This window comes from Sporosarcina sp. Y352 (assembly GCF_056786535.1).
Map to the genome: position 1 here is coordinate 21989 of NZ_JBXCJE010000007.1, position 25515 is coordinate 47503.

A 25515-nucleotide genomic window follows, 5' to 3' on the forward strand; every position below is an offset into this window, starting at 1 on the left:
TTTAGAGTTCCACCGAATAAAACGTAAAACCCTTTCCATTTGCGGAAAGGGTTTTATGTTGGAATTTATTTTCTTGCTCGTTCCATTAGATAGCTCACGAACACATCATCTTGGACAAGCCAAGCTTCTTGGTTCCTTTTCAAGTGATTTTCTCCTTCTTCAAAACTTGAAAAAGTTGTCTCTTCAATCGCCCACTCTGTCTCATTGATGGGATACAGAAGAAAGAGTTCTTTCTGCCTGTTTTGATAAAGTGAGCCGTACGATGACCTTTTCAGGTTATGGCGATTCCCTTTCGAATCCTCACGTAATCTATCCAAGTGAAATGTTTCTGCTACAAAAAGTTGATAAGCTTCTTTGGTTAAAGAGCAGCCGGATGCTTTTGCGTGTCCGCCGCCTCCAAAAGAGCCTGCTACCTCAGACACGTCAACATGGTTATGGATTGTTCGGAAACTTACTCGTTTTCCACCAACATTTAATATCGCGATATAATCCAGATGCGGGTATTCTTTGCCAAGTTCATTGCCAAGCTCAGAGTGATACGATTCCGCGTAAACGATGCCTGCATAAAGGCCATCCGTTTGCGTCTGAACGAGTTCTCGGCGTTTTCGACGGATGTATCGTTCAATTTTATTGTCTTCCATATCCAGTAATTTAATTTCAAACGCGTCAAACTGGAATTGTTCACTAGTTGTTAGCCGTTCTATCATTTTCTCTTCAAATTCCTCAATCGTTATTAGATAGAAAAGAGCATTCAGTCGCTGCGCTTGATGGTTTTCATTTTTCTCCCATTCCCACGTATCGTACTGCCTAACGAGCTCAACAAATTCAGCTACAGCGTTTGTGGGATCTAATAGTTGTTGCGTCACCAGATAATCGTAAAACAAAGATGTCGCAGATGTTAATTTTCCATCTTCATCCTCAACAATCACTCGTCCCCACTCATACTCGTTAAAAGACAGAGCCGTTTTGTGGTGGTCTAACAGGAGTACTTTCCCGCCATTTTTGTAAAAGACATCTAGCTTTTTTTCATTTTCCTCATTAACGGATAAATCCGTGATGAACAAACCCATTTCTAAATCATTGTTTTCAAGAAACCCCTCAACTTCACGATCGAGCCCAGAAACGGAATTGTAGCGAACTTTTACTTGCTTACCAAAAGCAAGCTTTGCTAAAATACCGCATCCGACGCCATCTAGGTCATTATGTGATAACAATTTATACATCTTTCTCACCTCTTCATTCAGTATGGTTTTAAAAGGGCAAACTTATTGCTACAAATTCAAGAATCTGCATTTAATAGACAATAAAAAAAGTCAACCCACTTTTAGGCCGACGTCTTTAATGCAATATACTTACCCTTCTCTATTGTAGTTGACAATGATTTTCATTGCGAATTAAGAGTACGTTAGAATTACATTCCTCCAAAATAATATTTACTTTAAAAGTATACGCATTCGTCTCTACTCTTGTTGGTACAACCACGTACTGTAAGAAGAGAGGAATACGCAAGAAGTTTAAGGTGTAAATTGACCATTGCCTCTATCTCCTTTCACTCAATAAGCATGAAAGGAGGGTGGACATGTCACTATTTTTTGAAGATGAAATACAAAAAGTGAAGCGTAAAATAGATCGCGTGGGGTTAGATAACTTAATGGCGCAGGATCCTCGTGATAAACAAAGAAACGTAGACAAATATCGCCGGAATTCACGCTATCAAACCACTTCTAGCAAGGATACCAGAAACCGCAGGAATTATAGGAGCAAGAACAAATACTAAGAACAGTGTAGTGAGACTTAGCTGGTTACTTATAAGACTCCGATTTAATACAAATCCGTTTACTCTCTCCACGCATAAGTATTTTTTGAGTGTACGCATTTGTCTCCTCCCCCTTTGGTACAACTGCGTACGTTAAGGTAAGAGAAGGATTTTGCAATAAGCCATAATCGATTAAACCTCCTTTCTCAACTACCCGGGAAGGAGGTTTACTCATGTCACACTTTCACGAAGAGGATGACAACTCTATGTATCAACAGGCGTATCGCGACAGACAGCGCAAGTTGAATAATCGACGCCCTGCCTGCGGTCGCCAACGTCTGAACAGCACCCGCACGGATTCAGAACAGAAACGTTCAGGGCGAAATCGCTGTAATTCATGTAATGAGCGAAGCGATGACAGAAGCAACTACTGAAAAAGTCTTGATACATGAAATGAATTAAATTTCCTGCTAATAGCACTTCGGCGCTTTGTGGTCTATTTAAGAAGGTGCATTATCAAACTTCTACAAGAAAGAAAGCGACGACATTTCGTTCAAAATCGAACACAATGTCGTCGCTTTAATTTAGGTAAATGTACGTTTTTAAGTGGCTTCCATATAACTTCGAGAAGGCTCCATCATTTACAGTCTCACTTGGTCTTTCAGTGAACGCCTTAGTATTTTACCGGTTGTGTTTTTCGGCAGTTCATCTAAAAATTCGATTTGTTTCGGTATTTTATACTTCGCTAGACGGGCCGCGCAGAATGCAATTAGCGATGCTTGGTCAGGTTTGACGCCTTCTTTCAATACAACAAACGCATGAACCGCTTCGCCGAAATCTGGATTTGGCAAGCCAATCACCGCTGCCTCTACGATATCACGGTGAGTGAATAATACTTCTTCGACTTCACGTGGATAGACGTTGTATCCGCCTACGATAACGAGGTCCTTCTTACGGTCAACGATGTAGAAGTAGCCATTGGCATCACGTTTAGCCATATCCCCTGTATACAACCATCCGTCGCGGATAGCGGACTCCGTTTCTTCGGGCATTTTATAATAGCCTTTCATCACGTTTGGTCCGCGCACAATTAATTCGCCGACTTCGCCATCCGCGACTTCATTGCCTAGCTCATCGACGACTTTGTTTTCAACGTTGACGATATTTGTCCCAATTGAGCCTGGAATACGCTCACGGTCATGCGGGTTAAAACATGTTACGGGTGATGCTTCAGATAATCCGTATCCTTCTGAAATCCTCACATTGAATTTCTCTTCAAAATTGTGAAGCAATGCAACCGGCAACGCGGATCCACCGGATATTGTCGTCCTTACGGTCTCGAAATCAGACGGATTGCCTTCCGGATACTGATAAAGGAAGTTGTACATTGTCGGTACAGCCGCAAAGATTGTAGCTTTTTGTTCCTTCACGATATTGAAAATTTCCGCTGGATTGAAGCGCGGAACTAGCAAAATTGTAGCTCCCTTCACAAGTGGCGCGTTGACGACAACTGTCAGTGCAAAGACGTGGAATACCGGAAGCGTAGCGACAACGCGGTCGTTTTCCGAGAAATCGAGGTAATCCGCAACGTCGCGTGCGTTCGAGTACAAGTTTCCATGTGTCAGCATCGCGCCTTTCGGGTGACCTGTTGTACCTGATGTATAAAGGATGATAGCGGTTTCATTTTCATCAACAGAAACGGGCTCAAGGTTTGGTGCACCTGTTGCAATGAGCTGTGAGAATGAACGAACTTTCGACTTCACTGCTTCCGGCAATAATGCAATATTCGCTGGTGTTTCTGAAACCGTTTCACAGATTACATAATGCGCAACAGTCGGGAATACTCCGGCCGCCTGCTCAACAAGTGGCAGCAGAAGGTCAAGCGCAATGACTGCTTTGGCGTCACTATTGTGTAAGATATAAGAAATTTCGTCTGGCGTGTAAATCGGATTGACGGGAATCGCCGTAGCACCGATTCGCATTGTTGCGTAGAGCGAAATTAGGAAATGTGGTGTATTGCCTAGAAGAAATGCAACATGATCCCCTTTTTCGATGCCAAGTCCTTGAAGCGCAGATGCGAACATGGACACGGATTGATCGAATTCTGCATATGAAGTATCTTTCCCCATGAAGTGATAAGCCGCTTTTTCAGGCTGTGTCATTGCAGTTTCGCGCACACGTGTAACTAAATTCATACTTTCATCCCCTTTCAATTAAATGAATGACCATTCATTCCCCTGTCATAATCATTATATAAGAAAAGTTCAGACAAATCAATCCACGAAAAGCGGAAGCGGCCGTTTAGATGCGACAGGCGCTGGAGGGCTTGAAGAGAATGGCGCTCTTTGCCATTCACTTCAAGACCGAAGCGACCCGAGCATCTGGCCGCTGAAGCTAGACACTCAAAAAGCGGAAGCGCCTGTTCAGGGGCGACAGGCATAAGACGGATTGGCGACGCGGTGCCTTCCCGCACAGCCAAGCTGGCTTATGACCCGAGCCCCTAGGCGCTGCAGCTAGACACTCGAAAAGCTCCAGCAGCCGTTAAGATGCGACAGGCATAAGACGGATTGGCGACGCGGTGCCTTCCCGCACAGCCAAGCTGGCTTATGACCCGAGCCCCTAGGCGCTGCAGCTAGACACTCGAAAAGCTCCAGCAGCCGTTAAGATGCGACAGGCATAAGACGGGCTGGCGGAGCTAGACAAAATAATTTATCAAAAAATAAAAAACTCAACTTCATCCCTGTGCTTTTATATGTGCCAAGTAGCGCCAGCGAATTAAATAGAAATAAGCCAGTTGCATAAGTGTGAAGCCTACCAGAACGAGAACCAATTCTTTTACAATGGAAATTTCGGCAAGCGCATCCCAGATCACCTGTAGGGTTAGAAAAGCGAACGAACTATGGACCAACGCGACACTCCATGGGAAGAAAAACTGTGGGATTAATTGTCGGTTGACGATTTTCTTAATTTCGCGATCTGTGATTCCCATGCGCCGCAGCACGTCGAATTGTTTACGATCACGTTCAAGTGAAGTATACAGCCTGAAATAAATGAAGCTTCCGGCGGCCAGGAAGAAAACGGCTGCAAGCAATAATCCGATGAACAGCAGCAGTGAAAATGTCGTGCGAATCCCCGAATAGTTCAAGCCAGGATTTTCAAATGAATACAACAAGTCCGAATCCCCCAACAGGAATGATTCCGTAACTTTCGCATTAATTGATAACCCAATTTCCTTTGTATTTTGCCAATCAGGGACGTTAAAAGCGTAGTAAGAAAATGGCTCTAACCCCTTCATATATCCACTATCCGACACATATTCATAATCGGTGTCATTCAATATGATGGCATTCGTTGCAATGGAATAAGAGGAAAACAATTGATGTGGATATGCTCCGGTAATTCTGACATCTACATTACTATTCTTGAGAAGGGTCTCTACTTTACGGTCTTTCAGCTGATCATAAGATGAAACGGAGGGTGGAAGGAAAACAGCCTCTCCTTCATCCAACTCAATCGCCGAATAACCGAACGAAGCGGCAAGCATATTGACATTGGACAACTTCAATATCGCAACGGTGTTCTCCGTGAACGTCGACAACTGATGGATAACTTGAAACCGGATAAGCGAATAGTCGATTTGGTTCGTATTCAATTCGTCGACAAGTTGTTCAATATGCTTACTCTCAAGGTCGTTCCCTTGCTGACTCTTATACACAAGCCCCAGTGGATGCATTTCCCGGTACTGGGAAGCAAACGAAGTGAGCGATGCAAGTGCGCCGACCGACATGAACGCTATCGTGGAGACCATTGTTACGATGAAAAACATGCGCGCATTTTCACGCAGCCGAACGACGCCTTCTGAAATGGACAATAGCCAGTAATGATGCCAATATAGTTTTTTTCGATTGCGAAGCTTATGTAGCAATAATGGCAAAGAATCCGTGAAAAAGTAGAACGTTCCAATTGTCGCGAGTGGCGGCAGGAAAAAAATCAATCCGATTACGACAGAATTCGCTGTTGAGGCAGCCATTGCATATGACATCGCTAGAAACAGCAACCCCAAATAGCCACGGGTTTTCGAATAGCCGTAAACGCTTTTATTTCCTGAATTTGGAACTTCCTGTATAAGTTCCGCAATATCTCCTGTTCGAATGAAAACAGGTGCAACGTAAGAAATGATTACAAACAGACTTAAGAAAGCACCAATCGTCAGTGCAAATGGTTCCCATGAAAAGTAAAGAGGCAAAGCTGGCAAGAGAACGATTTCTCGTATAATCATAAAGAAAAATTTCGAAAACATATACCCAAGAATGGTTCCTGCCACAATGGAAGCAACACCAATGATCATCGTTTCAGTGAAAATCAGACGGTGCAATTGCCGCTTTGCCATGCCTAAATGGAGCAGTATGCCGAACTCCTTTGACCTCGCTTGTAAAAATGCCCGCATCGAATAAAACAAGAAAAATACTGTAAAAATATACAATACAATTTCAGCTATACTCATCCCCATGATAGCGATTTCCTGCACAAATCGGTCCTCTATGGATGGATGAAACAACAGCATTGAGTACAAGAAAAATACCATAACGGAAAATACACTTGCCATGAAAAATGCAGCGTAAATGCGTCTATTCCGAACGACATTACGGTAAGCGAACTGACGAAAGGTCATGGACATTCCCTCCGAGAAGAGACAAGACGTTCAAGATTCGTTGGAAAAATGTTTGACGTCTTTCATCTTTATAGATTTCATTGAAAAATTCGCCGTCTTTGATGAATAGCACTCGATCACAAAAACTGGCGGCAATGGGATCATGCGTTACCATAATAACTGTCGTCTGTTCCATTTTATTGATATGACTCAGCAATTCGAGCACATCTTTCGCAGACTTCGAATCTAAATTCCCCGTAGGCTCATCTGCCAGAATGATTTTCGGCTTATGAATAAGCGCTCTGCCAATTGCCGTTCGCTGTGCCTGTCCTCCCGACAACTCATCAGGTCTGCGGTTCAAGATGTCTTTCAAACCGAGCGATTCCGCAACTCCAGCGATGCGTCTCTCCATTTCTGAAACAGGTAAACCATCGAGCGTTAGCGGTAACACTAGGTTTTCTTCCACCGTCAACGTTTGGAGCAGATTGATATCCTGGAAGACAAACCCCAGATTGCGCCTTCTGAATAAAGCCAAGTCATTTTGCTTTAAAGCCTCTGGTTCGATTCCATTGATTATCAGACTTCCGTATGTCGGCAACGTAATTGTAGAAATTAAGTTCAACAACGTCGTTTTCCCACTTCCAGAAGGGCCCATCACTGCAACGAATTCCCCTTCTTCCACTTCAAAATCGAGACGGTTCAATGCCCGGTGCATTACTTTTCCTTCATAAATTTTCGTCACTTCCGCCAGTTCCACGATTGCCTTCCGCTTCATCCGTCTCCCCCGCCTCTCCATTTTCAAATAACACCGTCACTGTTGTCCCGATTCCTTTCTCCGATTCAATGGACAGCGGATGACCAAGTCGATTGCATACTTCCAACGCAATATAAAGCCCCATGCCCGTCGATTCACCCGTCAGCCGCCCGTTTTCACCTGTGAAGAAAGCCTTCGTCACGCGGTTCAAGTCTGAAGAAGGGATTCCGATTCCTTCATCCCGAATTGTCAATTTCAGCCCATGGCCCGTACATGCTGCGGTAAAATGAACTTTCTTACCTTCATCAAATGTATATTTCACCGCATTGGTAATGAACTGGCCAATTACGATTTTCATCCACTTCACATCTGTGGCAACCAGAAATTGATCATCTATTGAAATAACCGGAAATACACCGTTCGCAATGAACAACCGCTTATGTTCCGTTACGATTTCCTGCACTATTTTCTTCAAACCAACCCGTTCAATTTGCATATCTTGCTCAAATGTTTCAAGTCGTGCATTCACAAGAACTGAATCGAGTCCACGCCGAATTTTCTCAACTTCTTCAGCAATGCTGTTTCGGTCTAGGTTATCCTTCTCCTCTAGTAGGAGACCCATGACCGATATCGGTGTTTTCATCTGATGCACCCATTGGTTCATAAAATGAAGTTGCCGATGTTGTGCCGCATATAGCTGTTGTACTTCGTTTTGATACAACTTGTACAATTCACGCGTGAATTCAGTTGTTTGCCTGTTTTCAGGTGCATGCGCATGACGGATTAGTGCGTCTTCCATTTTTGTCGGTTTACGCGTGATTGCATCGTAAAAGGAACGTCTCATAATGAATTTACTCAACAAGTAACCGCCGGTCAATAACATACTCATGCTGATTGAATAGACTGCCGTGTTGAAATTGCGGAAGCCGTCAAGCCAATAAAGCAACATAATGAACAGCATCAGAATCCCTTGAAAAATAAGGAACGATACATGTTCTTTCAGGAATAATTTCAGTTTCTTCATGATTCTTCAGGATCCAACAAGAAGCGATAGCCTGCCCCACGTACCGTTTCGATGGAGGATTTAACACCATAATCCGCCAGTTTTTTCCGTACCCGCGTCATATTGACATTCAATGTGTTTTCATCGACAAAAGACTGGTCGTCCCATAATTCTTCGAGTAAATTTTCCCGTGACACTACTTTAGGAGAGGCATCTATCAGCATCTCGAGAATGACGCACTCTTTTTTCTGTAGCGGAACGACATTTTCTCGAACATGCAATTCCATCCGTTCAATATAAACTGTCAGCAATCCCGCTTTCACGGTACGCTCAGATTGATTCGGTGCATATTCGCCAAACGTTCTGCGCAGATGACTCCGTATTTTGGCAAGGACAATTTCATAATGGAAAGGTTTCGTGATGAAATCATCCCCGCCATTTTCCAATGCAAATACCTGATCCATGTCACCAGATCGCGCTGAAATGAATAGTATAGGACACGTAGTTTGTTGGCGAAGTTGGCGACACCAATAATAGCCGTCATAGGATGGCAGATTAATGTCAAGTAAAATAAGATGCGGCTCAAACGCTAGACTTTCTTCGGTGACTCGGTCGAAATCTTCGACAATTGCTACTTCGTATTGGTATTTCCTTAAGGTATCTGCTAGTAATTGCGAAATTTTCTTATCGTCTTCCACGATGAATATACGGTGTTTTTCCATCGACCCATCCCCTTTCATTGTTCCCTATATTATAGCGCAAAAATAGCTATGGTGGTTGGAAGGCTAATGGGAATTGGATATTTTTCGGTGGTTGGGGGTGTGGTTCGGGCGGTCACACGCGCGGATTGAGCGGTCAAGGACACGAGTCGGGCGGTCACCGGCGCAGGTCGGGCAGCCGCACGCGAGAGATCTGGTTATCAAGAATTTATCCCACAAAAAAAGCCTGACTGTGTGTCAGGCTTGTGAATGTATCAATAAATTAATTGGAGAAATTCTTCTTTCGTTATGCCCCCGAGGTATGTGGGAATGTCAATCGGTGCAAGTGCTTCGCTGATTGCTTGTCTTTCATACTGGACGCCTTTCAAGCTTTCTTCGATTACCTTCACTTCTCCGACACCGAAAAAGTCGCCGAAAATGTGGATGTCTTCCATGATACCTTTCTTCACTTGGATGCGGACATCGATGCCGCCTACCGGGAAACGGTGTGAATGCTGCATGTTGAACTTCGGTGATTTACCGTAGTTCCAATCCCAGTTCGCATAGCGTTCCTCAGAAAGTTTTCGAATGTTGTCCCAATCCTCGTCCGTTAGCTCCAAATACTGGATTTTTTCTTCGCCGCCGAAAATCGATTTTAGGATTTCCAGTCGGAACTGTTCAATCGTCATAGGTTCCTCGAGGAATTCAGAAATATTTGCGACACGGCTGCGAATTGATTTGATGCCTTTTGATTCGATTTTATCTTTTCGTACCTTCAGCGCTGAAACAACCCGCTCAATTTCTGTATCAAACATCAACGTTCCATGGCTGAACATACGGCCATTCGTTGAAAACTGTGCGTTACCGGAAACTTTACGCCCCTCCACTAGAATGTCATTGCGTCCGAGAAGTTCGGCTTTGACACCCATTTCTGCTAGTGCATGAACGATTGGTTCTGTAACTTTCTTAAAGTTGCGGAATGATTCCCCGTCGTCTTTTGTGAGGAAGCTATAATTCAAGTTGCCTAAATCATGGTAAACTGCGCCCCCGCCTGATAGACGGCGAACAACATGAATCCCATTTGCCTCCACGTATTCCGTGTCAATCTCTTCAACCGTATTCTGGTTTTTACCGACGATGATGGACGGCTCGTTGATATAGAACAGCAAAAATGAATCTTTTTCAATATCCATATTCTTAAGCACATACTCTTCTATTGCCAAGTTGATATGTGGATCTGTAATCCCTTTATTATCAATGAAATGCATAGTTATCGCTCCCTATAAATAGCTTCCTATCTATTTTATCATTTTCACGCCGAGATGACCTCATCTAGAACTTTTCAGAATTAAATAAAAAATGCCTTGACATTCTAACCACTGTTATAATACACTACTAATAACAGATTTAGTTCTAGTACAAATTTGGAAGGGAGAATGAAAATATGATTCAGAATGTAATCGAGTTTTTCAAAAATCTACCTGCTAAAGTTTGTACGACATGCGGGAATGAAATTGAAGAACAACACGAGTGCTACAGTAACAAATGCGACAATTGCAATATACTGTAACTTTTTTTTGCAACACCTGTACTATCACACTTTAATTAATTAATTTAAAACTAATACAGTTAGAAATGGAGGAAATTAGCTATGATTGAAAATGTTATCGAGTTTTTCAAGAACCTACCTGCTAAAGTTTGTACATCTTGCGGAAATGAAATCGAAGAGCAGCACGAATGCTACGGCAACAAATGTGATTCTTGTAATATCCTTTAATTTTTTTATACAACCTGTACTATTACAAATATAAAAAATAAATTAGTACTAATACAATAGAGGAAGGAGAGAATCAATATGCTTGAAAATGTCATCGAATTTTTTAAAAACCTACCTGCTAAAGTTTGTACATCTTGCGGAAATGAAATCGAAGAGCAGCACGAATGCTACGGCAACAAATGTGATTCTTGTAATATCCTTTAATTTTTTTATACAACCTGTACTATTACAAATATAAAAAATAAATTAGTACTAATACAATAGAGGAAGGAGAGAATGAATATGCTTGAAAATGTCATCGAATTTTTTAAAAACTTGCCTGCTAAGATTTGTACAACATGCGGAAATGAAATCGAAGAGCAACATGAATGCTACGGTAACAAATGTAATGATTGTAATATCCTTTAAAACGTGAAAACAGCCGTGGAGCTCAACCTCTATTGCTGTTTTTTTATTTTTCGAGTATGTCAGGACGATCTGTGTGAATTCCATTTGCACCGATTGCTTTCATTTTCAATGCGGTTTCAGCATCAATGATGGTGTATGCGTAAACGGCCAGTCCTTCGTCATGCATTTCTTTAATGAATGGCGCGCTTAACGCTTCATAAGTAATGCCTATCCCTGAAGCGTAGGGCAGCAGTTTTTCCACTTCTTTTTTCGATAACTTTGCTTCTTCATCTTCATCAAACGAAATGAGTTGTAGGAGAGGAATGTCCTGATTTAGTTCATAAATTTGCTTTAATCCTTTTTCACTAAATGACTGAATCGCCACTTTCGTGCGCCCGTCTTCCCTAACCCCAACCATGTCATATTCTTTCAAGACATCGATTAGCTTTTGTTCAATTCCGGGATAGTCTTTCGGGTCTTTCAATTCAATAATGAAACCCATGTTTTCCCCGAATTGCCCAAACACTTCGCCGAGTGTTGGTACAGCGTATTCATCGGATGGACCATCTACAGCCCGCATCTTCTTATCATCGCGTCGGAAGTTCGCAGACAGCTCTTTTAGCTCTGCAAGCGTCAATTCAGCAACCTCACCGCTACCTTCTGTCGTTCCGGTAACGTCTGCGTCATGCATAACAGCTAGCTGGCCGTCTTGTGTCAGATGAATATCAAGTTCAATATAGTCTGCATCCAGGTCCTCCGCCAACTCATAAGATGCCAGTGTGTTTTCCGCTACGTAAGCCGAGGCCCCGCGATGCGCGATAATGAGGAAATCCCCATTTGACGTCAGACCCACTTCTGCTTTCCCTTTTCCACAACCACCCAACAACAGCACAGTAAGTATTAATCCTACTCCCCATGTACGTTTCTTCATTCTCTTTCCTACTTTCACTCGTTTTCTATGTACCTATTCCTATACCCTTTTTCCACAAAAAAAAGTCCACCCGAGGGCAGACTTTTTTTATGTAAACAAATCTTCGAGTACTTCTTTCATTGCAGCTTTTCCTTGATCAATACAGTCAGGCAGTCCAACGCCATCATAAGATGCGCCGGCTAGTTTGACTTGCGGGAATGTCGACTTTAGTTCAGCACGCGCTTTCGCAATTCGCTCTTTATGGCCAACCCGGTATTGCGGCCGGTCTTCTTTCCAGCGCGTAATAACGGTAAAGTCTGGTTTCCCTTTTATATTCATGATTTTACCGAGATCGGAAAGAACAATTTTTTCAATTTCAGCATCAGGCAAGTCAACAATCGCTTCATCGCCTACTCTGCCTACAAATGCACGGATCAATACTTTACCTTTAGGCGTTGTGGTCGGCCATTTCCGATGCGTCCATGTGCATGCTGTAATTGAATAATCGCTACTTCTAGAGACGAGGAAGCCCGTTCCTTCTTTGTCTTGAACGACAAGTTCTTCCGGAAAGGCCAAGGCAATTGTTGCAACGGATGTTGTCGGAATTTCTCTCAAATCCTGCAGCAAACCGTGAGGAGCGAATAAGCGGCCTGCCATTTCGTGTCCAGTTGTAAGGATAACTGCGTCCGCCTCGATTTTTCTGCCGTCATTCAGTGCAAGAGTCGTTCTTTCTCCGACCGTTTTCGGCTCTACAATTGCATCAATCCTGACGCCTTTCATGACGGTTCCTGGATTTAGCTGCTTCTCAATTGCTTCGACCACTGTTTCAAGACCATTGCGAAATGTATGGAAGACGCCCTCTTTTTTCGCGCCGTGTCCATCTTTCTGCGGAACTTGTTTCGGGGTTGTCTTTTTCATCCCAAGAATGAGGCTCCTGTGTTTCTTTTCTACCGCGTAGAATTGTGGGAATGTCGATTCCAAACTCATATGATCGATATCGCCTGCGTAAACGCCTGACAACAACGGTTCAATGAGGTTTTCGACAACTTCTCCACCAAAACGCCTGCGGAAAAACGCGCCGAGTGACTGATCCCCTTGAATGCTGGAACGCGGGAGCACAAAGTCTCCGGCTGCACGCAGTTTTCCAGCCCAAGAAAACAAACCTGTTTTCATGAATGGACCGAGTTCCGTTGGGACGCCCATGACAGAGCCCCCCGGAATCGGATGCAATTCACCGCCTACGAGTACGTAAGCTTGTCCTGTCGCATTTTTTACAAGTTCCCCTTCAATTCCGAGATCTTCTGCAAGGATACCCATGCTCTTTTTTCGAATTAAGAATGAATCGGGACCACGCTCGATGATAAAACCGTTACGCCGGACTGTCCGAATTTTTCCACCCAGCCGATTGGATGCTTCGACTAAGATGACATCTAAAGGGAGTCCTTTTTCTCGCGCTTCTTTCTGCATATAAAATGCCGCGGAGAGACCAGTAATTCCTCCACCGACAATGACGACTTTCTTGTTTTGTTCGCTCATGTCCATCATCACTTTCTTTCATTCGTATTAGACCATTTCCATTTTTTCGAATACCGCGTCCACCATTGCATCAATGAATAGTGGGTCAATATTCGGCATTTCCGGACGGTAATAAGAAGCTCCGATGTCATCACAAACAACTTTACACTCGTAATCGTTGTCAAACAGCACTTCTAGATGATCGGAAACAAAGCCTACCGGGGTATAGACAAACGTCTTATAGCCTTTTTCGTTATGCAAGTCGCGCGTCAAGTCTTGAACATCAGGGCCGAGCCATGGTTCAGGCGTTTGCCCTGCACTTTGCCAACCCAGTTCATAATTTTTTACGCCTGCAGCTGATGCGATCAAGTCTGCAGTCTCTTTCAATTGTTCTGGATACGGATCCCCGCTTGCGATGATTTTTTCAGGCAACGAATGCGCTGAAACAATCAAACATGCTGAAGCCCTCTCTTCGTCGCTCATACTTTCAAATGTACCACGTACTTTATCGGTCCAGAATTCAATGAATTTCGGCTGTGTGTACCAGCTTTCCACTGACGTAATAGCGATTCCATGCTTGTCTGCCTCTTCTTTCGCACGTCCGTTATACGACTTGACGGAAAACGTCGAGAAGTGTGGCGCAAGTACGATTGAGACAGCTTCTGTAATGCCATCTTGATGCATTTTCTCTACTGCTTCTTCAATGAATGGTGTAATATGTTTTAATCCGATATAAACCTTGAATTCGATGTCGTTTTGCACTTCATTCAGACGATTGCAAAGTGCGTTTGCTTGGTCTTCCGTAATTTTGGCGAGTGGTGAAATTCCTCCAATTGCCTCGTAACGGTTTCGAAGGTCCTCCAATTGCTCAGGTGCGGGCGGACGACCACGACGGATATGTGTGTAATACGATTCAATGTCTTCTTCTTTGTTCGGTGTTCCGTACGCCATTACTAATAATCCCATTTTTTTCTTTGTCATTATGTTCACCTCATCGTTCGGATTAGTACGTTATTTACGTAGCTGTGTACTGTATTCATGAACAAATTCTGTCAGTCTTTTCAATGTTGCAGGTTTCACATCTGGGAAAACACCATGTCCTAGATTAAATATGTGATTACCGTGTTCTACACCTTGCTCGATGATTACTTTTGCACGTTCTTCTATAATTGACCAGTCCGCCAACAGCAATGATGGGTCAAGATTACCTTGCACTGGTTTTGTCAGACCACGTTCTCCTGCTTCTTTAATGGACAGGCGCCAGTCAAGACCAACAACATCTACAGGTAAATCATGCCATTCGTTCGCTAAGTGACTTGCGCCGACTCCGAACGTAATTAGTGGAACGTTCAATTTACGCAATTCTGTGAAAATCCGTGTCATAACAGGCTTAATGAAAATCCGGTAATCGGAAACGTTCAATGCGCCCACCCACGAATCAAAGATTTGGATTGCTTTCGCACCTGCATTTACTTGTGCAGTAATATACGTAATCGTCATATCCGCAAGTTTGTCCATTAGCGCGAACCATGCTTCTGGCTCTGAAACCATGAATGATTTTGTCAAGTTATAGCTTTTCGAAGGACCGCCTTCAATCATATAACTCGCAAGCGTAAATGGCGCACCTGCAAAACCGATAAGCGGAACATTCAATTGCTCCTTCGTCAATATTTTAATCGTTTCAAGAACGAAAGGAATGTCGTCCTCCGGTGATAAATCGCCAAGATTATGGACATCTTGTACGGTACGAATCGGATTTGAAATAACTGGACCAACACCTGGTTTGATTTTCACGTCAATACCAATCCCTGGCAGTGGCGTAACGATATCTTTGTAAAGGATTGCTCCGTCGACATTGTACTGATCGACTGGAAGCTTGGTAACGTATGCACATAGTTCCGGTTGCTGTGTAATTTCTTCTAGGGAATATTTTTCTTTAATTTTCATATATTCAGGTTGTGAACGTCCCGCTTGCCTCATGTACCAAGCCGGTGTGTGGTCAATCTTTTCGCCTCTTGCAGCACGTAAAAGTGTATCGTTGAATTTAGTCATTTGGCTTCATCCCACTTTCTTTTATGAATCATTTATTTGTTTCATATAGGTCTCAATATAGATGTTTTCCCTTGTAAAGTATAGTGTTTAGCCCCTTTTGTCATCAATTTGTGCGTCATTTCATGTTTTTTCGCCATCATTTCGTCATTGTTTGTTTTAAGTACGGAATTAGGGGAAAATAGAGGTATAGGAACTACTTTGAGGAGGTTTTTAATAATGAATATCTTTATGACATCCGGCACACCGGAATTCATGGAAGACTTAAAAGAAAAACACGCGGATAAAGGATTGATTGCCATGCATGGGCAAGGCAACTCTTTGTTGTTGCATGAAACGACAGGAAAAACAATATTTCAAACACCACGCCGTTACGAAGTGATTGGTTCTTCCGGTACACTTCAAGAAAAAGGCTATTTCGTATTCAACAATATTCCGGTCACAGATGAAGGGCGCCCCATTTTCGAACTTCGATTTAAAGACCGTGCAGGTAAAATCGAATCGGAACTTGGATTCATCGCTTTTCGTTTACTTCGTCCACTTGATTCTGATACATACATTGTCATGACGGAATGGACGGATAATACTTATTATGCAAGATGGAAAAACTCATCTTCGTTCGCACAAGCTCATTCGAAAGATCGTGCAGAAGCGGGCGCTGATAAAACACTTCATATCTTCTCAAGCGCCCCTTACATTACGGAGTATGCCACAAAAAAATAATTTATTACACGCGACCTCATTCCGGTCGCGTTTTGTGTACGCCCTTTATAGTTTCATATGGAATGTTTGCTATAATGGAGACAGTAACATTCAAACTAGTGTAATTTTGGGAGGGGTAGTCCATTGAAAGAACAACTGTTAGAAAAACTTGATTGTGCTTATGAAGATATGGTCGCTATACGTCGCTACCTTCACATGAATCCCGAGTTGTCCTTTAAGGAAGAAAAAACCGCGCAGTACATAGCTGACTTTTATGCTAATCTTGGGGTCCAAGTGCGTAAAGGTGTAGGCGGCAATGGCGTTGTTGCACGTGTCAAAGGGGCAAGACCCGGAAAGACAGTTGCACTACGTGCCGACTTTGATGCACTTCCGATTCAGGATGAAAAGGATGTACCCTACAAATCGACGGTCCCCGGCGTCATGCATGCTTGCGGACACGATGGACATACCGCCACACTGCTTCAGCTTGCGAAAGCGATACATGAACTACGAGAAGACCTTGCTGGTGAATATGTCTTCATCCACCAACACGCGGAAGAATTTGCTCCAGGTGGTGCAATTTCGATGATTGAAGACGGTTGCCTTGATGGAGTTGACGTTATTTTCGGAACGCATCTGTGGTCGTTGACACCTTTCGGCACAGTCGAATATTTAACGGGTCCTGTTATGGCGGCAGCTGATCGTTTTGACATTACGATTCAAGGAGCCGGTGGGCATGGTGCAGCTCCCCATCAAACGAAAGATGCCATCGTCATTGGCGCGCAGCTTGTCATGAATTTACAACAACTGGTCTCCCGTCGCGTCAATCCGGTTGAATCGGCTGTACTCTCCATAGGCTCATTCGTTTCGCAAAATGCATTTAATGTCATTGCAGATTCCGCAAAACTGGGTGGGACGGTACGAACATTCAATCCAGATATTCGTGACTTGATGGAACTCGAGATGAAACGTGTCGTCGATGGAACTGCACTTGCAAACAACTGTACCATCGATTTCGAATTCGTAAGAGGCTATCCGGCCGTGGTGAATCATGCTACCGAAACGGAATTTTTGAAAACTGTGGCTGAATCTATTTCGGGCTTGGAAGTGGTTGAATCTACGCCGCAAATGGGTGGCGAAGATTTTGCTTATTACCTAGAAAAAGTACCAGGTACATTTTTCTTCACGGGTGCTAAACCTGAGAATCCATTTCCGCATCACCATCCCAAATTCGACATCGATGAAAATGCGATGCTTGTTGCGGCGAAGACACTTGGAGCCGCTGCTGTTGAATATCAAAATTCGTAATAGGAAGACTTTCTAACCATTAGTAATATTTCATGATTTGATAATTAGTGAGCCTTCCTTCGAATTTTATGAGGAAGGCTCACTGTTTTTATGAGGGCGATGAAAGAGTTCCAGTTTTATGGTTAACTTTAGAAATCCCGCTAATACCGCTTCAGCGCTTTGTGGATGCCTCCCGCGATAAGCCGGAAAGAAGACCACTTTCAGTCTTATCGCTCCGGCTACCACGAAGTCGCGCCTTCGCTAGATGGTCCATGTAAGAAGGCGTATTTCGTTATCGGGGATTAGATTTGCAATCCATAGTGTGTCTTTCTTTAATGAAATTAGTATCGAATAGTTATCCCATTATAATCTCAGTCTATACATATCAAAATCAAAACTTTATCGATAATATACACCCCTGCGCAGGCTCGGCAAAGGACTTGAGGCATCGAGGGCACTGAAAAAGTGCTTTTTATAGTAAGAACTAGTTGATTGTAGTGCAGAGCGGCGACTCCAGCGGGAACAGCGCGAGCTGAAGACCCCGCAGGAACGCAGTGACGAGGAGGCTGAAGCCGTGCCCGCGGAAAGCGTCCGCTCGGAACGGAAATCAACGGGATTGAAGGAAACCGGACTTTTTCAGTGGCATCCCCAAAGCGCCAAGCTATCTACAATCCACACCCCGTATCACCATCTACTCAATAATGCAGTGAGCAATCTTCCGTTTAACATCATTCGGAATAACGCTTTCTTTTTTCCCTTTTCTCCTTTTGGTCCAATAACGACGGTCTCCCCTAAAGAAACCGTCGTTATCTCCTAGAGAAACTGCCTGTTTCTCTCTAACAAACGAGCGTTATGCACAATTGCGTTCGGAATTCCTGGATTTATAATCTACTTATAATACAAATATGAATTATGAGGAGTGCATTAATTTGAAAAACAAGAAACGAAATGCGCAATACATTATTTCCTTTGACACATTCATGTTACGTCCGATGATTCAAGACAATAAAGTTTTTACCCATGTTAATGAGCGCAACGGTGATTTAAGCGTTCCAAGACGCCCTATCCATATCGTCAGGAATTCCTGTGACTATTATGGAAATTCTCTTCACAACTCGACTAATTCAGCAAAAATGGTACTTGGTAAACGCCATAAAACACCGATTATCCTGGCTCATGATTTTGGAATACCATACATTTTCCTGCCCACCATGTCACCATCTTCCGAACAGAATGTCTGGATTTCCTATAATGCGATTGAAAAAATAGAAGAAGACAATTTGGGTTCTATAATTACACTAGAAAATAGCCGATCCTTCAAGTTAAATGTTTCCCCTACTACATTGTATCGTCAATATGCGTTCGCCACTCTTTTAGAAAAGAACTTTTTGAAAAAACAGAGACAACTGAACAGGCCTTCTACTTTTAACTTTTTTGACGATGATGACGACGATGATTCAGCTCTCTGACATCGCAATGTATTTGGCCAATAGTTCTTCCGTTCGATTACGCAGGCGGACATTCAAATAGCGTCTATGATCTTCATAGCCTCCGTGCATGAATACATACTCGGTGAATGTGCTATCCGTTTTGTTACGTATCACCTTCATATTGCGCCGCCGCAAGTAAATTGTCGTTTCCTTTAGTTCTGCACGTGCAATTTTCGTTGCCTCGTCGACGAGTTTAACGTAAGGTCCTTTTAATTTGAAAGGACCTTTTTCGAATGATTCCCGATCTCTCTCCAAGATAATTAGAAGCATCGGTAAGTAAATCATATTCTCAAAATAAGGTAATGCCTCCGGGGGTATTAAAGGCACTACAATCACTCCTTCCGCTCAATAAAGAACAAACGTTCGTATACCTATTGTATGCCCATACCCTCGGAAAATCAACCTACAAATCATTGGAAATCTTAAGCATATTTGGAGACACACGGAATGCCGAAGTTTATCGATAATACAACACTTCATAATTTCTTTACCCGCAAAGAATACCGAACGGCGAATCAAGTCGAAATACCATACACTCTAGTTAACCGACAAAAAAACTTCCAGCCATAATCGCTGAAAGTCTCGCATATCGTATACTTATTTCGTCTCTATATCACCGATATAATGAACCGAAGCCACTTTCCAATCACCATCACTTTTTTTAAGGACAGTTACTTGTCTACCACTCGGACTTGTTTCAAGACCCGTCTCTAATTGCTTGAAAGATGTCTTTAAGTTTGAAAACACCTGGGCTTCCTCTTCTGAATACTTCACAATCGTTACATTCGAAACTTCACGATTTAATTCATACTCACTAAAAAGATCTTTCGTAATAGAACGTTCCTCTTCAAGGTCATAATCCTTCGCTGACAATGTATCTAAATAGCCATCGATATCTTGTTTATTTAGCGTTTCCAAATTTAGGTTGTATACGTCTAGGATCTGCTCTTTTTCGTCTGCTGGAACGCCAGAAGCTTCTTCTACAGTGTCTCCTGTCAAGCTAAATCCCACTTTGCTTTCATCCACTCCATGATCAATTGTGCCATATTCATTCGTTGCTTCGCCGTCATCGACGGAACCATTCTCAACAGGCTCTTCCTTGTCACCACTACAAGCTCCTAGCAGTAAAATGAAAGACAGACTAAAAAGCACGACTACTTTTTTCATTTTTTCCCTCCTGAACGGGTAAAAGGGCTCCTCCAAAAGCAGAAAGCCCTTTTCCTTTTATTCAATACATCAAATTACTTTACTTCAACCCAACCATTTTTAATCGCTGTTACGACCGCTTGTGTGCGGTCATTTACTGCCATTTTTTGTAGAATACTTGACACGTGGTTTTTGACGGTCTTCTCGGAGATGAAAAGCGTCTCCCCGATTGTCCGGTTACTTTGTCCATCTGTCAACAGTTGTAATACTTCACACTCACGTTTAGTAAGTAAATGGAACGGGCGACGGATATCATTTTGTTGGAAGGATCCCTTATGCTCACGTTCGCTCAATCTTCGGTATTCTGTAACAAGGTTATGCGTCACTTTTGGATGAAGGTACGAACCACCTAGCGCAACGACTTTAATCGCTTGGATGATTGCATCCGCATCCATTTCTTTTAACATATAACCGAGTGCACCTGTTTTAAGTGCATGTGATACATATGATTCATCGTCGTGAATTGACAACATAATTACTTTCGCTTTGGGATATTCTTTGATGAGGTTTTCAGTTGCATCGACACCATTCATATGAGGCATGTTAATGTCCATAAGAACCACGTCCGGTTCGCACTGTTGATAAAGCTCATTCACTTCGCTACCATCGCCGCCCTCAGCCACAACTTCAAAAGAATCTTCAAAATCAAGGATTCTCTTTACCCCTTCACGGAATAGTTGGTGATCATCTACAATTAATATTTTCGTCATAGTCATTTCCTCCCCTAACATCTAGTCGTCGATTATTTCACTCTGGAGTGGAATCTGGATATAAATTATCGTACCATTTCCAGGCGTTGAGGTGATTGTTATATCCCCTTTTAACAAATCAATTCGTTCACGCATTCCTATTAAACCGAATGACTTATCTCTTACTTCATTTTGATTGAATCCTTGTCCATCATCTTTTATGATAATATTCATTATATCGTGATGCCATTCAGTTTTCACCCAAACGTCCTTCGCCTTTGCATGTTTTAAGGCATTTGAAACGGATTCTTGCACTAGCCGAAAGACTGATACTTCAAAATCCGTTTTAAAACGTTGCTCTTTTCCACTATTTTGAAAGTGAATGGTGGTCCCCTTTTCATACTCTCCTATTGTCGACAAGTACTTTTTCAATGTTGGAATTAAGCCCAAATCGTCAAGTGCCATAGGACGCAAATTATAAATGATACGGCGAACTTCATAAAGTGCATTTCTTACCATCTCTTTAAGATCTTTAAGTTCATTAAATGCAGGAACAGGGCCTTGTTCTTCAAATACCTTCTCAATCAACCCAGAACGGATTAACACATTTGCTAGCATTTGTGCCGGTCCATCGTGGATATCACGGGAAAGCCTTTTCCGCTCCTCTTCCTGTGCCTGGATAATTCTAATGCCAAACCCCTGTTTGTGTCTGGCCGTTTCCAGCGCTACGCCTACGTTTTTTAAATCAGATGTCAAATAATTAATTACGGTTGCGACTTGATTGACAAGATGATCGGCTCTTTCAATGGTGTCAAGCAGCGCAAGAAGACGTCGATCCAAATCGTCCCGACGAGCACGCAGCTGTTTCTCCTCCATCCGGTTGACCGATAGCCGAACGAGTAAATCATTCGCAACTTCGTAAGATTCCTTCACCTGCTCTTCTGAAAACTTCATGAAGTCCTTCGACACATCAGCAAGACGCCGGCGTGAATGGCGGGTCATACCTTCCAAATAATCACCTTCAGTTATTACCCGGGAAATATCACTCTTGACCGCTGCGAGCTCACTTTGCATATCTTCAAAGCTCTGACGGCTTTGTTCACTTATAATGAAGATATCATTCTTTGAGTGATCCATTGCACGCACCATATTATCAAAAATAGCTTCGAGCGTTTTGATATCGATTATATTCTCCTTCAAAAAGTTCCCTCCCGCTTTCAGCTTAGAAAATTACATATATACTAAAGTGGAGTGTTGTAGAATTGATATTTCCCAAACATCTCTCACTTATTATAGCATCATAAGACCCAGTGAATATTAAGATTGTATTACAAGTGATGGAGGTGCCGCAAATGCGAGCAGATTATTACACAGTTAAAAACTACGGAGAGAGTGAATTATTGATTCAAAAGTCAAAGTTTATTACCTATGTGAAACGTGTGGAAACAGAGGATGAGGCCTTAGACTTCATTCAAGAAATTAAACGTACACATCATAATGCCTCCCATAATTGTTCAGCGTATATGATTGGTGAACACAATAATATACAAAAGGCGAATGACGATGGCGAACCGTCTGGAACAGCGGGAGTACCCATTCTTGAAGTGTTGAAAAAGCAAGGTCTTCAAGATACCGTTATTGTCGTGACGCGTTATTTCGGGGGTATCAAGTTAGGTGGAGGTGGATTGATACGCGCTTATGGCCGCGCAACAACAGAAGGCATTACAGCAACAGGTACGGTCGAAAGGAAACTCCATTCTGTCATGAAAGTTACAATCGATTATACCTGGCTAGGTAAAGTTGAGCATGAAGTAAGGCAATCGACATATCCCTTAAATGAAGTTTCTTACGATGAATCTGTGAATCTCTTCATACACGTTCCAGCTATGGAAACGGAGACATTCACTTTCTGGATGACTGAATTGACGAACGGACAGGCAGAAATCGTGTCGACCTCTAGCGTTTTTGTAGAATTCGACATTTGATATAGTATACCTTTGGCAGAAAAGATAGTATAATAGGATGGATTGAAGTGATTTATATACTGAACTCTTTTATCCTGTCGTACCGTCTGTATCCATTGACAGCAATTCGTCACTTAAATGATCAGCTATGACGAAGGATATTTTCACATAGCCGATGCCGGAGGAACTTTGAATGAAAAGAAAAGACTATAAAAAACAGAAGAAATCGTCACGCAAAAGCCTTGCCTTAAAAGTTTCTCTCCTTCTTACACTTTCTATTTTCCTAGTTGTTGCAGCATATGCCGTTTCACTGCAAAAAAAGGCTGTTGACGCTGCGGATCGTGCATATGAAGTCATTCCTGACCGTCCCAAATCCGATATACGTGAAGCGAAAGTTGAACCAGCAACCGACAATGTTTCCGTTTTATTCATTGGAGTCGATGATAGTGAAGCTCGCGACCAAGGCGACAGCAACAGCCGTTCAGATGCTCTTCTGTTCGCTACGTTGAATCCAAAGAAAAAATCTATGAAACTCGTTAGTATACCACGAGATTCATACGTTTATATCCCAGAAGTCGGATACAGGGATAAAATCACTCATGCCCATGCATTTGGCGGAACTCGTGCAACGATTGAATCGGTTGAAGAACTGTTCGAAGCACCTGTCGATTACTACGTGAAAATGAATTTCAATGCATTCATTGATGTCGTTGATGCGATTGGCGGAATCGAAGCAGAAGTTCCCTATAACCGAATTGAAAAAGATGAAAACGATAAAAATACGATTCAACTTGTAAAAGGACTTCAACACCTCGATGGCAAGCACGCCCTTGCACTTGCCCGGACACGTAAACTCGATTCTGATGTCGAACGTGGAAAACGGCAGCAAATGATTTTACAAGCCATTATGGAAAAAGCGACTTCTGTCAAATCAGTTACGAAGTACGGTGATGTGATTGACGCGGTAGGCGACAATATGAAAACGGACATGACCTTTGATGAAATGAAATCGTTCCTGGAATACGTTAAAGGCGGTATGCCACAAGTGGACACGCTCAGCTTAACAGGCTACGACGACATGTCGACAGGTATCTATTACTGGAAGCTTGACGAGACGGATTTATCAGATGTGAAAGGCATCTTACAATCACATCTTGGAATCATTCCAGACTCTTCCAACCTGACCGACGGCAGTTCTACCCTGACCGGCAAGAAAAATGAAGCATTAGGAGATACGCTTTCTAATTGACCGCAATCCAGACGCAAATCACTTACACAATTTCACAAGTTCCAAAGATACAAAAAGAGCTGGGCTGCAAATGCGCCCGGCTCTTTCTCATGTCTATACATAATTTATAAACAGATGACCATACTACCCTAGTGAAAAAGGGGATGGCCTATTTACCTTTTGATTGTTTCGTTTTAACTGCCTAGATGTTTCGTCGTTACTTCCCAATCATCCGTACAAGATTCAACAATGGACGGTAATTTGAACCGGCAAGTCCGATAATTTCAACTAACAATTCAATCGCGATAAGCATAACGACGATGAGCATGATTGCTCCCCATACGGTTGCTTGCGAGAACAACACAGCAGCAACTCCGAAAAGAATCGCTAGTGCGTAAATAATCAACACTGTCTGCCTGTGTGAAAAACCTGAACGCAATAGGCAATGATGTAAATGTGATTTATCCGGGGCTGTAATCGACTGTTTCATTCGTATCCGTCTGACAATCGCAAAGAATGTATCAGAGATTGGAATGCCCAGTATAATAACTGGAATAATCAACGCAACAACAGCTACGTTTTTGAAGCCTAGCAAGGCAAGAACCGAAATCATAAATCCTAGGAATAAAGATCCGGTGTCTCCCATAAATATTTTTGCTGGATGGAAATTATAAAATAGGAAACCTAATGAGCTTGCTGCAAGAATTGCAGCTGTTGCAACAACAAATACATTTCCCATTATCATTGCCATAACCGCAATTGCAATAAGTGCAATGGTTGAGACGCCTGCTGCAAGTCCGTCCAATCCATCTATCAGGTTAATGGCATTTGTAATACCTATGATCCATATAATTGTAATCGGAATGCTCAAGTAGCCAAAATCGAATTGGCCGATGAATGGTAAATTGACAAATTCAATTTGGAGACCGCCCCAAGCGACTACAACAATGGCCGCAGCCAGTTGCCCCGCAAGTTTTGCCTTCGCGGTAATTTCAAGCATATCGTCAAGAAATCCCACCACGATAATTATAAGGGCACCAATAAGAATTCCGGTGGCATGTTCATCTTTTGGAAGCAATATGGCATAACCAATTAAGAAGGCACCAAATATCGCAAGTCCGCCGATACGCGGCATAACGGATGCGTGTACTTTGCGATAGTTCGGGCGATCGACTGCACCGATACGGAATGCCAATTTAATGACGAGCGGAGTAAGTATGATGGATGCTATAAGAGCAGCAGCCATTGCAAGGAATAACATGTCCTTCCTCCCTAAGTAAATCAATAGTTTATCAAATCAAGAGTATTATAGCATATTTAAATAAGTAAAGCACTTTCCTAGAGAACTCTTTGCATTCTGCACTTTCTGTTTCTCACTTATCATACCCTTTTCAACCTTGCCTATCCCAAGATTCTCTTCCTTATATATGTAGATTTTAGCTTAAGGTA

Annotated in this window: 27 protein-coding genes; 11 read left to right on the top strand and 16 right to left on the bottom strand. The window is 42.6% G+C overall.

All coding sequences use genetic code 11. The features are described 5' to 3' along the window. Window positions 1–65: 65 nt before the first annotated feature. On the bottom strand, window positions 66–1223 hold the full coding sequence (locus AC1TO6_RS13060) for a DHH family phosphoesterase (RefSeq protein WP_482102051.1): 1158 nt from the start codon (window positions 1221–1223) through the stop codon (window positions 66–68). A 356-nt stretch (window positions 1224–1579) separates the two neighbouring features. Between AC1TO6_RS13060 and AC1TO6_RS13065 the strand changes: the two genes are divergently transcribed. Further along, window positions 1580–1777, top strand: coding sequence for a hypothetical protein (locus tag AC1TO6_RS13065; protein ID WP_482102052.1), 198 nt, complete (start codon window positions 1580–1582; stop codon window positions 1775–1777). 620 nt (window positions 1778–2397) lie between these two features. Here AC1TO6_RS13065 and AC1TO6_RS13070 read toward each other — a convergent pair. The 6 genes from AC1TO6_RS13070 to lplA form a co-directional block, all read right to left on the bottom strand. Next, a complete protein-coding gene (locus tag AC1TO6_RS13070) occupies window positions 2398–3951 on the bottom strand; it encodes a fatty acid--CoA ligase family protein (protein WP_482102053.1) in 1554 nt (517 codons plus the stop codon). A gap of 539 nt (window positions 3952–4490) precedes the next feature. Further along, window positions 4491–6428 carry an FtsX-like permease family protein gene (locus AC1TO6_RS13075; protein ID WP_482102054.1) on the bottom strand — a complete coding sequence of 646 codons (1938 nt, stop codon included), beginning with the start codon at window positions 6426–6428 and terminating at the stop codon, window positions 4491–4493. After that, window positions 6400–7182 carry an ABC transporter ATP-binding protein gene (locus AC1TO6_RS13080; RefSeq protein WP_482102055.1) on the bottom strand — a complete coding sequence of 261 codons (783 nt, stop codon included), beginning with the start codon at window positions 7180–7182 and terminating at the stop codon, window positions 6400–6402. Before AC1TO6_RS13080 ends, AC1TO6_RS13075 begins: the two co-directional genes overlap by 29 nt. Next, window positions 7133–8185, bottom strand: a complete 1053-nt coding sequence (locus AC1TO6_RS13085; protein WP_482102056.1) for a sensor histidine kinase — start codon at window positions 8183–8185, stop codon at window positions 7133–7135. Before AC1TO6_RS13085 ends, AC1TO6_RS13080 begins: the two co-directional genes overlap by 50 nt. Next, entirely contained in the window at window positions 8182–8886 is a 705-nt protein-coding gene (locus AC1TO6_RS13090; protein WP_482102057.1) for a winged helix-turn-helix domain-containing protein, read from the bottom strand. Before AC1TO6_RS13090 ends, AC1TO6_RS13085 begins: the two co-directional genes overlap by 4 nt. A 251-nt stretch (window positions 8887–9137) precedes the next feature. Beyond that, on the bottom strand, window positions 9138–10130 hold the full coding sequence (gene lplA / locus AC1TO6_RS13095; protein ID WP_482102058.1) for a lipoate--protein ligase: 993 nt from the start codon (window positions 10128–10130) through the stop codon (window positions 9138–9140). A 176-nt stretch (window positions 10131–10306) separates the two neighbouring features. Here lplA and yhfH (AC1TO6_RS13100) point away from each other — a divergent pair, with 176 nt between their 5' ends. The 4 genes from yhfH (AC1TO6_RS13100) to yhfH (AC1TO6_RS13115) all read left to right on the top strand — a co-directional run bounded on the left by yhfH (AC1TO6_RS13100) (window position 10307) and on the right by yhfH (AC1TO6_RS13115) (window position 11047). After that, complete coding sequence (gene yhfH / locus AC1TO6_RS13100) at window positions 10307–10432, top strand: protein YhfH (RefSeq protein ID WP_482102059.1); 126 nt, start codon at window positions 10307–10309, stop codon at window positions 10430–10432. Window positions 10433–10513: 81 nt separating this feature from the next. Then, window positions 10514–10639, top strand: coding sequence for a protein YhfH (yhfH, locus tag AC1TO6_RS13105; protein ID WP_482102060.1), 126 nt, complete (start codon window positions 10514–10516; stop codon window positions 10637–10639). Window positions 10640–10717: 78 nt separating this feature from the next. Then, on the top strand, window positions 10718–10843 hold the full coding sequence (gene yhfH / locus AC1TO6_RS13110) for a protein YhfH (protein ID WP_482102061.1): 126 nt from the start codon (window positions 10718–10720) through the stop codon (window positions 10841–10843). A gap of 78 nt (window positions 10844–10921) precedes the next feature. Beyond that, the gene (gene yhfH / locus AC1TO6_RS13115) at window positions 10922–11047 is read left to right on the top strand and encodes a protein YhfH (RefSeq protein ID WP_482102191.1); all 126 of its coding nucleotides are present in this window, start codon (window positions 10922–10924) and stop codon (window positions 11045–11047) included. Window positions 11048–11090: 43 nt separating this feature from the next. Here the strand turns inward: yhfH (AC1TO6_RS13115) and AC1TO6_RS13120 are convergent, their stop codons facing one another. From AC1TO6_RS13120 to hemE, 4 genes are all read right to left on the bottom strand, one after another. After that, window positions 11091–11957 (bottom strand): glycerophosphodiester phosphodiesterase, encoded by an 867-nt coding sequence (locus tag AC1TO6_RS13120; RefSeq protein ID WP_482102062.1) that lies wholly within the window; start codon window positions 11955–11957, stop codon window positions 11091–11093. 87 nt (window positions 11958–12044) lie between these two features. Further along, window positions 12045–13472: a protoporphyrinogen oxidase gene (gene hemY / locus AC1TO6_RS13125; RefSeq protein ID WP_482102063.1), complete on the bottom strand. Its 1428-nt coding sequence runs from the start codon at window positions 13470–13472 to the stop codon at window positions 12045–12047. Window positions 13473–13499: 27 nt separating this feature from the next. Continuing rightward, the gene (hemH, locus tag AC1TO6_RS13130; RefSeq protein WP_482102064.1) at window positions 13500–14432 is read right to left on the bottom strand and encodes a ferrochelatase; all 933 of its coding nucleotides are present in this window, start codon (window positions 14430–14432) and stop codon (window positions 13500–13502) included. A 30-nt stretch (window positions 14433–14462) separates the two neighbouring features. Next, on the bottom strand, window positions 14463–15503 hold the full coding sequence (gene hemE, locus AC1TO6_RS13135) for a uroporphyrinogen decarboxylase (RefSeq protein ID WP_482102065.1): 1041 nt from the start codon (window positions 15501–15503) through the stop codon (window positions 14463–14465). Between the two features lie 216 nt (window positions 15504–15719). On the opposite strand from hemE, the gene AC1TO6_RS13140 reads away from it, so the two are divergent. The 3 genes from AC1TO6_RS13140 (at window position 15720) to AC1TO6_RS13150 (ending at window position 18958) form a co-directional block, all read left to right on the top strand. Further along, window positions 15720–16223 (top strand): antibiotic biosynthesis monooxygenase family protein, encoded by a 504-nt coding sequence (locus tag AC1TO6_RS13140; RefSeq protein WP_482102066.1) that lies wholly within the window; start codon window positions 15720–15722, stop codon window positions 16221–16223. Window positions 16224–16346: 123 nt separating this feature from the next. Beyond that, on the top strand, window positions 16347–17510 hold the full coding sequence (locus AC1TO6_RS13145) for a M20 family metallopeptidase (RefSeq protein WP_482102067.1): 1164 nt from the start codon (window positions 16347–16349) through the stop codon (window positions 17508–17510). A 908-nt stretch (window positions 17511–18418) separates the two neighbouring features. Beyond that, a complete protein-coding gene (locus tag AC1TO6_RS13150) occupies window positions 18419–18958 on the top strand; it encodes a competence protein ComK (RefSeq protein ID WP_482102068.1) in 540 nt (179 codons plus the stop codon). Here AC1TO6_RS13150 and AC1TO6_RS13155 read toward each other — a convergent pair. Beyond that, entirely contained in the window at window positions 18947–19306 is a 360-nt protein-coding gene (locus AC1TO6_RS13155) for a YhjD family protein (RefSeq protein WP_482102069.1), read from the bottom strand. The genes AC1TO6_RS13150 and AC1TO6_RS13155 overlap by 12 nt on opposite strands. A gap of 120 nt (window positions 19307–19426) precedes the next feature. On the opposite strand from AC1TO6_RS13155, the gene AC1TO6_RS13160 reads away from it, so the two are divergent. Continuing rightward, entirely contained in the window at window positions 19427–19549 is a 123-nt protein-coding gene (locus AC1TO6_RS13160) for a hypothetical protein (RefSeq protein ID WP_482102070.1), read from the top strand. A 27-nt stretch (window positions 19550–19576) separates the two neighbouring features. Here AC1TO6_RS13160 and AC1TO6_RS13165 read toward each other — a convergent pair whose 3' ends face one another. The 3 genes from AC1TO6_RS13165 to AC1TO6_RS13175 all read right to left on the bottom strand — a co-directional run bounded on the left by AC1TO6_RS13165 (window position 19577) and on the right by AC1TO6_RS13175 (window position 22074). Then, on the bottom strand, window positions 19577–20146 hold the full coding sequence (locus tag AC1TO6_RS13165; RefSeq protein ID WP_482102071.1) for a DUF3225 domain-containing protein: 570 nt from the start codon (window positions 20144–20146) through the stop codon (window positions 19577–19579). Between the two features lie 74 nt (window positions 20147–20220). After that, complete coding sequence (locus AC1TO6_RS13170) at window positions 20221–20895, bottom strand: response regulator (RefSeq protein ID WP_482102072.1); 675 nt, start codon at window positions 20893–20895, stop codon at window positions 20221–20223. Window positions 20896–20916: 21 nt separating this feature from the next. Next, window positions 20917–22074: a sensor histidine kinase gene (locus AC1TO6_RS13175; RefSeq protein WP_482102073.1), complete on the bottom strand. Its 1158-nt coding sequence runs from the start codon at window positions 22072–22074 to the stop codon at window positions 20917–20919. A 152-nt stretch (window positions 22075–22226) separates the two neighbouring features. On the opposite strand from AC1TO6_RS13175, the gene AC1TO6_RS13180 reads away from it, so the two are divergent. Beyond that, the gene (locus AC1TO6_RS13180; RefSeq protein ID WP_482102074.1) at window positions 22227–22859 is read left to right on the top strand and encodes a YigZ family protein; all 633 of its coding nucleotides are present in this window, start codon (window positions 22227–22229) and stop codon (window positions 22857–22859) included. Window positions 22860–23031: 172 nt separating this feature from the next. Continuing rightward, window positions 23032–24087, top strand: a complete 1056-nt coding sequence (locus tag AC1TO6_RS13185; protein WP_482102075.1) for an LCP family protein — start codon at window positions 23032–23034, stop codon at window positions 24085–24087. Window positions 24088–24283: 196 nt separating this feature from the next. On the opposite strand, the gene AC1TO6_RS13190 is transcribed toward AC1TO6_RS13185, so the two are convergent. Continuing rightward, window positions 24284–25327: a glycosyltransferase family 4 protein gene (locus AC1TO6_RS13190; RefSeq protein ID WP_482102076.1), complete on the bottom strand. Its 1044-nt coding sequence runs from the start codon at window positions 25325–25327 to the stop codon at window positions 24284–24286. Window positions 25328–25515: the final 188 nt, after the last annotated feature.